This window comes from Aeromicrobium sp. REDSEA-S38_B2, from assembly GCF_001628525.1.
GTDB classification, from domain to species: domain Bacteria; phylum Actinomycetota; class Actinomycetes; order Propionibacteriales; family Nocardioidaceae; genus Aeromicrobium; species Aeromicrobium erythreum.
Map to the genome: position 1 here is coordinate 17957 of NZ_LUNH01000076.1, position 12004 is coordinate 29960.

The window sequence follows — 12004 nt, forward strand, 5'->3', positions numbered from 1 at the left end:
CCCGCCCGAGAGATGCGCCGGGAGCCCACCCGGGTGCGGGACGGCGGTCATCGGCCGTGCAGGGGGTTGGCGAGCCGGCCGACCAGCTGCAGCGACGTCGCCTGGTCCGCGAGGTCGACCATCTCCAGCGTGTTGCGCAGCTGCAGCCGGTTCAGGCAGGAGTGCTCGAAGTCCGGGGCGAGCAGGTCGTACCGCGCGTGCTGGTCGGCCAGCTCCGGGTGGTCGGCCTGCAGGTCGCGCAGGCACTCCGCGGCCACCGTCCAGAAGTCGGCGCCCGGGAGCACACCGTCGTCGGCGAGGATCGCGGCGAGGAACCGCAGGAACCCGTCGAGCACGTCGGTGAGCACCGCGAGCGACTGCTGACCCTCCGGCACGGTGGCCCGGATGCGGCGCACCGCCTCGGGGAGCTCGTGCTCGGGGTGCGCCTCGGGGCCGTCGCCGACGAGCAGCGCGACCTCCTCGCCGACGTCCTTCATGTACGCGCGCACGGGCACGTGGTCGCGCAGCACCAGGATGAGGTTCTCCCCGTGCGGCATGAAGGCCAGGTCGTGCGCCCACAGGCAGTGCGCGACCGGACGCAGGTAGACGTCGAGGTAGCGCCGCACCCAGTCGGCCGGGTCGAGGCCCGACGCGCGCACCGTCGCCGCGACCAGGCTGCGACCGTCGCGGTCGCGGTGCAGCAGCGACGCCATCGTCGCGGCGCGCTCGCCCGCCACGAGGGTGGGGGTCTCGCGCCACAGGGCGGCGAACATCTTCTGGTACGGACCCCGCCGCACGCCGGCGACCTGCTGGTAGACGCCACCGGTGTAGCCCACGGCGGCGCGCTCGCGCAGCACCTCGAAGCCGCAGCGACGCAGCTCGGCGTCGTCGGCGACGAGCCGGTGCACCCAGTCGTTGATGGCCGGGGTGCCGCGCATGTAGTGCGGCGACAGCCCCCGCATGAAGCCCATGTTCTGCACCGACAGGGCGGTCTTGACGTACAGGCGCGACGGGTCGGAGACGTTGAGGAACGTGCGCACCGACTGCTGCGCGCGGTAGGCGTCGCGGCCTGGGCCGAGCGGCACGACGTCACGACGCGCCACGTCGGCGGCGAACGTGATGGCCAGCTTGTTGGTCCACTGCCACGGGTGGGCCGGCACGAGCAGGTAGTCGCGGGGGGTGCACCTCGCTGCCGGTCTCCGGCGCGTAGGCACGGTAGTCGTCGAGGCCGTAGCCGATGCGGCCGTTCGTGGCGATGAACGCCGGGTGGCCCTCGTGCATGGCCGCCTCGGTCGTGGCCAGATCGGCGTCGAGGAGGTCCTCGGCGCTGTGGTCGTGGTGCACGTCGGACCAGCACGCCGCGGCGAGGGTCGCGCTGAGCTCCTCCAGGTACACGGCGACCAGGTGGTCGGGGATGCCGAGCTCCTCGTGCAGCTCGGCCACCAGCTCGAGCACGTCGACGGGACGCGTCACGTCCTGCTCGACGTCGGCGCGCAGCAGCGACGCCGGGTCGACCGACCAGTGCTCGGGCTCGTGCACGTGCGCGTGGAAGCGCCAGACGGACGCGACCGTCCGCACCTCCCACCAGCCGGCGGCGTCGGGCACGGGCGTCGGCGACAGCAGACGCTCGTGCGTCAGCTCGCCGATGGCCTTGGCGGTGAGCCGCCGCTGCGCGCGCTCCAGCGTGACCGGCTCCAGGTGGTCGGCGGCGTCGAACGCCTCCTGCGACGTCGCGTGCAGGTCGACGACGGTGCTCATCGGGCCACCACCGCCGCACCGAGCTCGCTGCGCTCCCACTGCTCGCGCGTGCAGGTGCTGAGCAGGGCCCGCTTGTCGGGCAGCTGCACCTCCCCCTCGACAACGAACCCGGCCCGCGCGTTCAGCGCGTGGATGGCCGTGTTGGCGGCATCGGGCTCGACCACGACCCGCGCCGTCGGCTCGTCGGCGTGGCCGAGCAGCGCGAAGCAGTGCCGCATGACCGCGGCGAAGACCTCGGCCGTGAAGCCGTGCACCGGCGTGTCCGTGGGGGCCACCAGCACGTGCATCCCGAGGTCGCCGGGTCGCACGTCCAGCACCGCGCTCAGCGCGGAGCGGGCGGGGTCGTAGGTCTCCGCGAGGAACGCTGGACTGTTCGCCGCCCACGGCCCGGCACCCCCGGTGCTGTTCGCCGCCCACGGCCCGGCACCCCCGGTGCCGTTCGCCGCCCACGGCCCGGCACCCCCGCCGGGGCCGTCGCCGACCCGACCCAGCCACGCGTCGTGGTGCGGGCTGGCGACGATGTCGGCGTACTCGCGGCGCACGTCGTCGACGCTCGCGCCCTGCATCATCCAGAACCGCGACCGCGGGTGCGTGACCCACGCGTGCAGCAGGTCGACGTCGCGCTCGACGTCGAGCGGCTCGAGCTCGATCCTCATCGGTCCACCCCCGTCAGGCTGCGGATCCCGTCGGCGCGGGCTCCGCCGTCGCGGTCGGACGTCGGCGCCCCGAACGTCTGGAACGCGATCCGCTCCTCGACGGCGTACACCTCGCGTCCGGCCATGGCGTTGACGATGATCGACGAGCGGAACGCGCCCATGCCGAGGTCGGGCGCGACGAAGCCGTGCGTGTGCTCCTCGGCGTTCTGCACGAACACGCGGTGCTCGGCGTCGATCGTGTAGTCGGCGGCGACGGCGTAGCGGCCACGCTCGTCCCAGTGCAGCCCCTCGCGCAGCGGCTCCACGAGGTCGGGCAGCTGCGCCCGGTAGCCGGTGGCGAGCACGAGCGACGCCGTGTCCAGCGTGAACGCCTGGTCCGTCTCGTCGTGGCGCAGCTCCAGGGAGAAGCGTCCCGCCCCCTCGTCCCAGCGGGAGGCGGTCAGCGTCGTGCCGGCCAGCAGGTCCGTGGGCACCGGACCGTCGAGGCCCAGGCGGTAGAGCGTGTCGTAGATGTCGTCCACGAGGTCGCCGCTGATGCCCTTGTAGAGCGGCTTGTGCTCGACGACGAGCCGGTCGCGCGTCGTGGTCGGCAGCGACTGGAAGTACGCGGTGTACTCCGGCGACGTCATCTCCAGCGTGAGCTTCGTGTACTCCATCGGGAAGAACCGCGGCGACCGCGTCACCCACGTCAGCCGGTAGTCGCGGTCTCGCGCGTCCTCCAGCAGGTCGCGATAGACCTCGGCGGCGCTCTGGCCGCTGCCGACGACGGTGATCGACCCGCTCTCCTGGAGCTGCTCCTTGCGCTGGAGGTACTCGGCGGAGTGGATCGCGAGACCGCCGTCGGCGTCACAGGCCGCGCGTGCCGCGTCGGGCACGTGCGGCGTCGTGCCGACGCCCAGCACGACGTGCCGGGCCAGCAGCGTCGTCGGGCCGTCGGCGGTGAGGGCGGTGACGGCGAAGAGGTCGCCGTCGCGGCGCACCGACTGCACGTGGTGGCCGAGCAGCACCGGGAGCCGCTCGGCCGCCCAGCGCAGGTACCGGTCGTACTCGCGACGCAACGGGTAGAAGCTCTCGCGGATGTAGAACGGGTAGAGCCGTCCGGTCTCCTTAAGGAAGGCCAGGAAGGAGTACGGCGAGGTGGGGTCGGCCATGGTGACGAGGTCGGCCATGAACGGCACCTGGAGGGTCGCCTCGGGCAGCATCATGCCGCCGTGCCAGGTGGTCTCCTCGCGCGACTCGAGCACCACGCCCTGCAGGCCGGCGGGCTCGGCGAGGGCGGCCAGGCCGAGGTTGAAGGGCCCCGCGCCGACGGCGACGAAGTCGAGCACGTCCCCGGCGGGGGTGCCGGGCCGTGGGCGGCGATCAGACGCTGGCCCGGTCACGACGCGACCCCCTGACGGTCGTGCTCGAGCAGGTCGTCGCCGGCGGCCCGCACGCGCTCGAGGACCCGCACGACGTCGTCGAGCGTGGTCGCCGGGTTGAGCAGGGTGAGCTTGAGCCAGGACCGACCCTCGACCTTGGTGCCCGCCACGACGCAACGCCCGTCGCGCCAGAGGGCCTGGCGGATCCGCGGGTTGAGCTCGTCGGCGTGGTCGTCGTCGACACCGTCGGGCTGGTAGCGCAGCACGACGGTGCTCAGCTCGGGCTCGGCGCGCAGCAGGAGGTCGTCCTGCTCGCGGACCCAGTCGGCCGCCGCGTGGGCGAGGTCGATGACGGTGTCGAAGCCGTCGCCGACGGCGTCGGCGCCCATGGTGCGCAGCGTCATCCAGAGCTTGAGGGCGTCGAAGCGACGGGTGGTCTGCATGCTCTTGTCGACCTGGTTCGGCAGGTTCGCCGTGCGGGGGTTGAGGTACTCGGCGTGGTAGGTCACGTGCCGCAGCGCCCCGGTGTCGCGCACGAGCACCGCGCTCGCGCTGACCGGCTGGAAGAAGGTCTTGTGGAAGTCGACGGTGACGGAGTCGGCGCGCTCGATCCCGTCGAGCCGGTGCCGACGTCGGCGCGACGCGAGCAGCCCTCCCCCGTAGGCGGCGTCGACGTGCATCCACACGCCGTGCTCGGCGCAGAGGTCGGCGACCGGCCCGAGCGGGTCGATCGCGCCGAGGTCCGTGGTGCCGGCGGTCGCGACGACGGCCATCGGGACGAGCCCGTGCGCGAGGCAGTCGTGCAGCGCGCGCTCCAGGGCGACGGGGTCCAGCCGGTGCCGCGCGTCGACGTCGACAGGGACGACCGCGTCGGCGTCGAGACCCAGGATGGTGGCCGACTTCTGGACGCTGAAGTGCGCGTCGCGCGAGCAGAACACGCGGAACCTCGACAGGCTCTCGTTGTAGGCGAGGCCGGGGTCGACGTGGCCGCGCAGGAACGTCTCGCCGCGCGCCATGAGCAGCGCCTGCAGGTTCGACTGCGTGCCGCCCGACGTGAACACGCCGTCGGCGCCGTCGGCGAAGCCGATGCGGCCGGTGGTCCAGTCGACGAGGCGGCGCTCGATGAGCGTGCCGCCGGCGCTCTGGTCCCAGGTGTCGAGCGAGGAGTTGACCGCCGAGACGAACAGCTCGGCGAGCAGGGCCGGCACGACGACCGGGCAGTTGAGGTGCGCCGCGTAGCCGGCGTCGTGGAACCAGACGGCGTCGTCGAGGTAGACGTCGCGCAGCTCGGCGAGCGCGCTCTCCACGTCGACCGGCTGGTCGAGGTCGACGGCGTCGACGGTGCGGGCGACGTCGGCGACGCTGCGTCCGCTGAAGGGCTGCTCGACCGAGGCGAGGTGGTCGGTCAGGACGTCGATCCCGCGTCGCATGGTCGTGGCATAGTGCTCGGCGTTGGCCGGGCTGAACACGTGGCTGTCCACCGTGCTCCTTCCCCGAGAGGTGGTGAGGTGCCCCTTTTGAAGGCAAGGCTTACCTAATCACCGCGAGGACCGACCGGGCAACCTCAGGTGACACCCCTCACACGCTCAGGCGTCGATCGGCCGTCACGGCCAGGCGACCGTCCGCTGCGGCACCTCCTTGCCCACCCGGCACACTGGCCTCCATGCACCCCCTCACCGACTTCTGGCGCTCCGTCGAGGCGCTGCACTCGGTCGTCTACTTCGCCCCCGACGCCCGCGAGCGCTACGAGGCCGTGGGCCTGAAGGGCTGGTGGATGGGCTACGCCGCGTCGCGGTCCGCGGCGCTGGGCACCCCGGCGGCGCCGGTCGTCGTGGCGACGTTCCACGGCTTCGCGCCCCGGCTCGTCGAGCGGGTGGTCCCCGACGCGTGGCGCCTGGCCGACGTCGGCGACGTGCTCGACACCCGACTCGCCCTGGCGCGCGACGCGCTGGCCCCCGGGCTCGGCGGGCACGACGTCGCGGCACTGGCGCAACGGCTGGCCGGGGTGGCGGAGCGGGTGGACCTCGCGGGCAAGCCACTGGCCGCCGCGGAGCGCTCGCTGCCGGTGCCCGACGACGCACTCGGTGCGCTGTGGCGCCACGCCAGCGTGCTGCGCGAGCTGCGCGGCGACGCGCACGTGTCGGTGCTCGTCACCGCCGGGCTCGGCGGGGCCGCCGCGAACGCCCTCCAGGTCGCGCTCGGTCGTGCGCCTCAGCGTCAGCGCGAGATCCGCGGCTGGACCGAAGAGGAGTGGGCCGCGGCGCTGGAGGACCTGCGCCGACGCGGATGGGTCGACGCCGACGGGCACGGCACCGACACCGGGCGCGCCGCCCGTGAGCGCCTCGAGGACGCCACCGACCGGGCCGTCGACGCCGCGCTCGACACCGAGGCGACGGCACACGCCGTGGCCGTCGAGCCCGCCCTCGCCGCCGCGGCCCGGTCCGTCGTCGCCTCCGGCGCGATCACCTACCCCAACCCGATCGGCGCGACGGCCCCCTAGGCCTCACCCGTCCTCACGATTGGCTACGCGGTGGGCTCGGCCCAGGCGAGCTGGACGATCTCCAGGCCGCGGTCGCGCGTGACGAGCTGGGCCCGGCCCGGTTGCGCGGGCTTCGGTCGGGCACCGCCGATGAGCGGACCCTCCTCGGGGGGACCCGACAGCAGCAGACCAGGCTGGGCGAGGTCGCGCAGGGTCTGCAGCACCGGGTCGTAGGCCGCACGCGCCGCACCGCCGGCGCGCCGCGCGACCACGACGTGCAGGCCGACGTCGCGCGCCTGCGCCAGCAGCGGCACGAGCGGGGCGAGCGGCGACTGCGACTGCGGCGCCACCAGGTCGTAGTCGTCGACGAGGACGAACGCCTCAGGCCCGCTCCACCACGACCGTTCGCGCAGCTGCTCGGCCGTGACGTCGGGACCGGGGATCCGGCCCTGCAGGAACTGCGCCAGCCCGTTGACGACGGGCTCGAGCTGCGCCGCGCTCGACACGTACTCCATCCGCCACTCGTCCGGCACCTCTCCGAGCAGGGAACGCCGGTAGTCGACGACCACGAGCTGCGCCTCGCGCGGACCGCGCGTGCGCATGACCTCACGGGCGTAGGCGCGCAGGAACGCGCTCTTGCCGGAGCGGCCGTCGCCGTACAGCAGCGCGTGCGGCTCGGCGTCGAGGTCGAGGCCGACGGGCGCCAGGTCGCGCTCGTCGACCCCCACGAGCACGCGGCGGTCGTCGTCGCCGACCCGCGCCAGCTCGCGCACCCGCTCCAGCGAGATCCGGTCGGGCAGCAGGCGCAGCTTGGGCCCGCCCTCGCCCCAGGAGTCCCTGACGCGCGTGACCAGGTCGACGACCGCCGGGCCGAGGTCGCGCGCCTCGCCCCGGCCGTCGAGCCGCGGCAGCGCCGCGAGGAAGTGGTGCTTGGTCGTCACGAGACCGCGCCCGGGGCGCTCCGCGGGCACCAGCTGCGCGACCTTGCGGTCGACCTCGGAGTCCGTCGGGTCGCCCAGGCGCAGCTCCAGCCGGGTGCCGAAGACGTCGCGCATGGCGGCCCGGAAGTCGCCCCAGCGTCCGGCCGCCGCGAGCACGTGCACGCCGAACGTCAGACCGCGCTGCGCGAGCGACTGCAGCTCCATCTCGAGCATGTCGAAGTCCGAGCGCAACGTGCCCCAGCCGTCGACGACGAGGTAGACGTCGCCGTAGCCGTCGTCGGCCTGGCCCTCGCGCCGACGGGCACGGTACGTCTCGACCGAGTCGATGCCGTTGCGGCGGAAGTACGCCTCGCGACGGTCGATGATGCCGCTGACCTCCGCGTGCACGCGACGCACGACATCGGGCTCGGCCCGCGTGGCCACGCCCGAGACGTGCGGCAGGTCGGTGAGGCCGGCGAACGTGCCGCCGCCGAAGTCGAGCACGTACACCTGGCTGTCGCGCGGTGACGACGACAGCGCGATGCTGGCGACGATGGTGCGCAGCAGCGTGCTCTTGCCGCTGCGCGGACCGCCGACGACGGCGGCGTGTCCGCCGGCGCCCGAGAGGTCGATGACGAGCTGGTCGCGACGCTGCTCGCGCGGCCGGTCGACGGTGCCGATCGGGACGCGCAGACCGCCGTGCGCACGCCACGTCGCCGAGAGCATGCCACCGCCGTCGGTCGGCGTGAGGTCGCCGAGGAGCCCGTCGAGGGTGTCGGGCACGTCGAGCGGCGGCAGCCACACCTGGTGCGCGAGCGGCCCGCGGCCGTGCATGGCGTCGACGGCGATGTCGAGCACCGAGGCCGACGACGTCGAGGCGGGCACCGGGGCGGGCACGGGTCCGTCGTCGGCAGGTGCCAGGTCGGTCGGCGCGAGCACGTGGGAGGCGGTGAAGGGCAGGATCGCGCGCGCCTGGGAGCGCGACTCGTCCTCGCCGATGCTGGCGCGCCGCGGCGGCGGGCCGGAGACGTACGCGGCCTTGAACCGGACCATCTCGCCGTCGGCCTTGAGGTACCCCAGGCCCGGCACCGACGGCAGCTCGTAGGCGTCGGGGACGCCGAGCACCGTGCGCGACTCCGCGGCGGAGAACGTGCGCAGGCCGATCCGGTAGGACAGGTGGCTCTCGAGCCCGCGCAGGCGACCCTCCTCGAGACGCTGCGACGCGAGCAGGAGGTGGATGCCGAGCGAGCGGCCCAGGCGACCGATGGCGACGAAGAGGTCGATGAACTCCGGCTTCGCGGCGAGCATCTCGCTGAACTCGTCGACGACGATGAACAACGACGGCAGCGGGTCGAGCGGCTCGCCGGCGGCGCGCGCCTTCTCGTAGTCGCGCAGCGAGGCGTAGTTGCCCGCGCGGCGCAGGAGCTCCTGGCGGCGGACCATCTCTCCGGAGATCGCGTCCTGCATGCGGTCGACGAGGTCGAGCTCCTCCTCCAGGTTCGTGATCACCGCCGCGACGTGCGGCATGTCGGTCAGCCCGGCGAACGTCGCACCGCCCTTGAAGTCGACGAGGACCATGTTGAGCTGCTCGCTGGAGTGCGTGAGCGCGAGCCCGAGCACGAGCGTGCGCAGCAGCTCGGACTTGCCCGACCCCGTCGCGCCGATGACCAGGCCGTGCGGACCCATGCCCTGCTGGGCGGACTCCTTCAGGTCGAGGTGCACGGGCGCGCCCGTGGGCCCCACGCCGATCGGCACGCGCAGCTGGTCGCGCGCCGGCCGGGACCGCCACCCGTCGGCGACGTCGAGCGTGCGGACGTCGCCGAGACCGAGCAGGTCGGTGAGGTCGGGCGTCGTCGACGTCGCGTCCTCGCGGACGGGACCCTCGGTGCTCGCCAGCGGCGCGAGGCGGCGCGCGAAGGCCTCGGCGCTCTCCCGGTCGAGCTGGTCGGCGTGCCCCTTGACGGGCTCGTCGTGGCGCCGCCAGGCCGTGACGCCGACGGCGCCGCGGTCGGCCTGCACGAGCTCCAGCCGCAGCCGGGTCGGGTCCTCGAGCTCGCCCCAGGACTCGGGGAGCTCGATCACGGTCATGCCGTGGACACCCTCCTCGGGCACGAGGTGGTTGCCCGGCGGCAGCGCCGGACCGTCGACCACGAGCAGCACGTGCGGGCCCTCGACCGGCTGGTCGGCGCCGAAGCGCGGCCGGTCGACGACCTCCTGCGGCAGCATCGCGGCGAGGTCGTCGAGCGAGGATGCGATCATGCGGGCCGGGCCGACCGCGTCGCTCTCGCGCTCGCTGTGCGCGTGCGGCAGCCACTTGACCCAGTCCCAGTCGCGGGCGGCGTCGTCGTCGGCCAGGACCGCGACGACCAGGCCCTGCGGGGCGTGGAACGCGGTGGCCTCGCAGACGAGCGACCGGGCGAGGGCACGCACGTGCTCGACGGAGCCCAGCAGCTCGACGCGGCTGAACGCCGACAGGTCGATGGCGGCGGGCAGGTCGGGCTGCGCGCGGTGGACGGACAGCAGCCGGTGCAGCGCCGACGCGCACACCGGGTCGACCTGGTCGATCGAGGTCGTCGTGGGCGGCACGAGCTCCAGCGCGAGCGGCTGGGTCGACGTGCCGTAGCGGACGTGGAGGGCGTGCGGGTCGTCGGCCGGACGCTCCCACAGCCGACTGCCCTCCTCGGCCACGGCGGCGAGGGCCGACGGCGAGGGGTGCAGCCACGTGAGACCGTCGCGCTGGGCGTCGGCGGCCGCACGCACGCGGGCCCGCACGGTCGACAGGTACTGCAGGTACTCCCGGCGCGACCCGCCGACCTGCGTCCGGCGCTGCTTGAGCTGGCGCTCGACGCTGACGGCCACGAAGCCGAGGGTCGCGAGGAGGAACATGCCCGCGGCGATGAAGCCGCGCGCACCGCCCCCGCTGGAGGCCACGAAGACGATCGAGCCGACGCTCGCCAGCATCGGCAGGGCCATCATGAGCGCACCGCCGATGCCCTCGTGCGGCGCCAGCTCCGGGGGCGGGTCGAGCTCCAGGGCACCCTCGGGCACCCGGGGCGGCTCGACTCGACGTCCGCGCTGCAGCGTGGTGGCCACACGACCTCCTGGTGGGTCTCGGGGAGGGGCACGGCGCCCCCGCCGCACGATCGTAGCCGCGCCCGACCCCCCGGACGGGCCGTTGATCGGTCACACTGTCCCCGAAGGGGGTCGCATGAGCGAGAGCACCGCGCTGGCCACGATCCGGCTGAGCGTCGTCGGAGACGCGGGACGGGTCGACCTCGCCGTGCCCCGGTGGGCCGACGTCGGCGCCGTGGCGGCGGGCTTCCGCGACCAGACGGGCAGCGGTCCGGTGCTCCTGAGCACGGCCACCGGGCGCGCCCTCGACCCGACCACCTCGGTGCACGCCGCGCGCCTGGAGCACGGCGACCTGCTGGTCGCGGTCGACGCCGACGCCGCCCCCGTGAGCACCGCCCCGACGGGTCGGGGGTCGCGCGGCCGACGCGCGCAGCCCGCCGCTCCCGCCACGTCGACGGTCGCCCCGTTGCCCGCCCTCGCTCCACCGACCGACCGGGCCGCGAGGTCCGCGACGGGTTCCGTCGTCGCCCGGCTCGCCCCGGGCGCCGTGGCCGTGGCCGGTCTGCTCGCCGCCACGGCCGGTGCCCTGACCGGCGGCACCGCCGCGGACGCCGCCTCCGGCGCGCTCGCGCTCGTCGTCCTCGCCGTGGCAGGGATCGTCGGCCTCCGCGTCCCGGCCGGCGCGCACGACCGCGCCTGGCTCTCCGTCGTGCCGCTGCTCCTCGCCGCGGCCGTCGTCCTGCAGCTCCCGCCCGGCCAGGCCGGTGCGACGACGCTGGCCGTCACGGTGGCGGGCCTGGCCGTGGCGTGCGGCAGCGCCGCCCTGCGCGCGGCCGTGCCGGGCGTCGCCGACGAGGAGCTGGCGGTCCAGCTCGTCGCCGGCGTCGGTGTCGCGCTGCTCGCGACCGTCACGCTCCTGGCGGACTGGTCGACGACCACCCTCGCCGCCCTCGTCCTGCTGGCCGCCGTGCTGGGCGCGCGCCTGCTGCCGTCGTTCGTCGTCGACGTTCCGGACCACGTGCTCGTGGACCTGCAGCGGCTCGCCGTCACGGCCTGGACCGCGCGCGAGCAGCCGCGCCGCTCCTTCCGCGGCGTCGTCCGCGAGGACGACGTGCGCGCCGTCGCCCTGCGTGCGCTGCGGCTCGTCGGCGCGGCCACGGTCGTGTGCTCCCTGCTGGTCGCGGCCAGCGGAGCCTGGCTGCTCCTCGCCCCCACCGACGGCGCCCGCGACGTCGGCGCCACCCTCGTCTGCGCCGCCACCGGTGCCGCACTGGTGCTGAGCGGTCGCACCCTGCGGGCCCAGCAGGCGCGTCGCTGGCAGCGCACCACCGGCACCGCGCTCCTCCTGGCCACCGCCGCGTCGCTGCTGCTCGAGGTGGGCGACGACGCCCGTGTCGCCGGCGCGACCGTGGCCGTCCTCCTCGGTCTGGTCCTCGCCCTCGTGGCCCGTTCGGCCGGCCGGGGCTGGACCTCCGTGTGGTGGTCGCGCAGCGCCGAGATCGCGGAGGGCTTGGCGTTCGTCGCCGTCGTCGGCGCGTTCCCGCTGGTCAGCGGGCTGTTCGACTGGATGCGCGTCCTCACGTCGTCCTGACGCCCGACGGCTCGCGACGACCGGCCGGCGGCTCTCACGTCCCTGAGAACGGGATAGTCAGAACTGACCAGATGTCCTAGTCTGGTCCTACCAGCATCGACGAGCCCGTGCCGCGACCGTGCCCACGGGGAACCGGGAGGACGAACGATGAGCGAGCTCAGCCGCGAAGAAGGCGCGATCACCCGCGC

7 protein-coding genes and 1 pseudogene are annotated in these 12004 nt (G+C 74.4%); 2 read left to right on the top strand and 6 right to left on the bottom strand.

Features of this window, described 5'->3' with window-relative positions:
- Positions 1-47 precede the first annotated feature (47 nt).
- The 5 genes and pseudogenes from A6Q81_RS17305 to A6Q81_RS14055 all read right to left on the bottom strand — a co-directional run bounded on the left by A6Q81_RS17305 (position 48) and on the right by A6Q81_RS14055 (position 5235).
- Positions 48-752 carry an IucA/IucC family C-terminal-domain containing protein gene (locus A6Q81_RS17305; RefSeq protein ID WP_353681421.1) on the bottom strand — a complete coding sequence of 235 codons (705 nt, stop codon included), beginning with the start codon at positions 750-752 and terminating at the stop codon, positions 48-50.
- A pseudogene (locus A6Q81_RS14040) lies at positions 735-1737 on the bottom strand (IucA/IucC family protein); the annotation flags it as partial. The gene A6Q81_RS17305 and the pseudogene A6Q81_RS14040, both read right to left, overlap by 18 nt.
- Complete coding sequence (locus A6Q81_RS14045) at positions 1734-2393, bottom strand: GNAT family N-acetyltransferase (protein ID WP_286690846.1); 660 nt, start codon at positions 2391-2393, stop codon at positions 1734-1736. The gene A6Q81_RS14045 and the pseudogene A6Q81_RS14040, both read right to left, overlap by 4 nt.
- Positions 2390-3721, bottom strand: coding sequence for a lysine N(6)-hydroxylase/L-ornithine N(5)-oxygenase family protein (locus tag A6Q81_RS14050; protein WP_286690847.1), 1332 nt, complete (start codon positions 3719-3721; stop codon positions 2390-2392). Before A6Q81_RS14050 ends, A6Q81_RS14045 begins: the two co-directional genes overlap by 4 nt.
- A gap of 50 nt (positions 3722-3771) precedes the next feature.
- On the bottom strand, positions 3772-5235 hold the full coding sequence (locus A6Q81_RS14055) for a pyridoxal phosphate-dependent decarboxylase family protein (RefSeq protein WP_286690848.1): 1464 nt from the start codon (positions 5233-5235) through the stop codon (positions 3772-3774).
- A gap of 182 nt (positions 5236-5417) precedes the next feature.
- Here A6Q81_RS14055 and A6Q81_RS14060 point away from each other — a divergent pair, with 182 nt between their 5' ends.
- Positions 5418-6254, top strand: coding sequence for an SCO6745 family protein (locus A6Q81_RS14060; RefSeq protein WP_286690849.1), 837 nt, complete (start codon positions 5418-5420; stop codon positions 6252-6254).
- 23 nt (positions 6255-6277) lie between these two features.
- Here the strand turns inward: A6Q81_RS14060 and eccCa are convergent, their stop codons facing one another.
- On the bottom strand, positions 6278-10246 hold the full coding sequence (gene eccCa / locus A6Q81_RS14065; protein ID WP_286690850.1) for a type VII secretion protein EccCa: 3969 nt from the start codon (positions 10244-10246) through the stop codon (positions 6278-6280).
- 115 nt (positions 10247-10361) lie between these two features.
- Here eccCa and A6Q81_RS14070 point away from each other — a divergent pair, with 115 nt between their 5' ends.
- Positions 10362-11816 (top strand): hypothetical protein, encoded by a 1455-nt coding sequence (locus A6Q81_RS14070; protein WP_067860349.1) that lies wholly within the window; start codon positions 10362-10364, stop codon positions 11814-11816.
- Positions 11817-12004: the final 188 nt, after the last annotated feature.

Excerpts from the sequence above, each read along its gene's own strand:
- A6Q81_RS14060 (WP_286690849.1), top strand. The coding sequence starts at position 5,418 with ATGCACCCCCTCACCGACTTCTGGCGCTCCGTCGAGGCGCTGCACTCG.
- A6Q81_RS14070 (WP_067860349.1), top strand. The coding sequence starts at position 10,362 with ATGAGCGAGAGCACCGCGCTGGCCACGATCCGGCTGAGCGTCGTCGGA.
- A6Q81_RS17305 (WP_353681421.1), bottom strand. The coding sequence starts at position 752 with ATGTTCGCCGCCCTGTGGCGCGAGACCCCCACCCTCGTGGCGGGCGAG.
- A6Q81_RS14045 (WP_286690846.1), bottom strand. The coding sequence starts at position 2,393 with ATGAGGATCGAGCTCGAGCCGCTCGACGTCGAGCGCGACGTCGACCTG.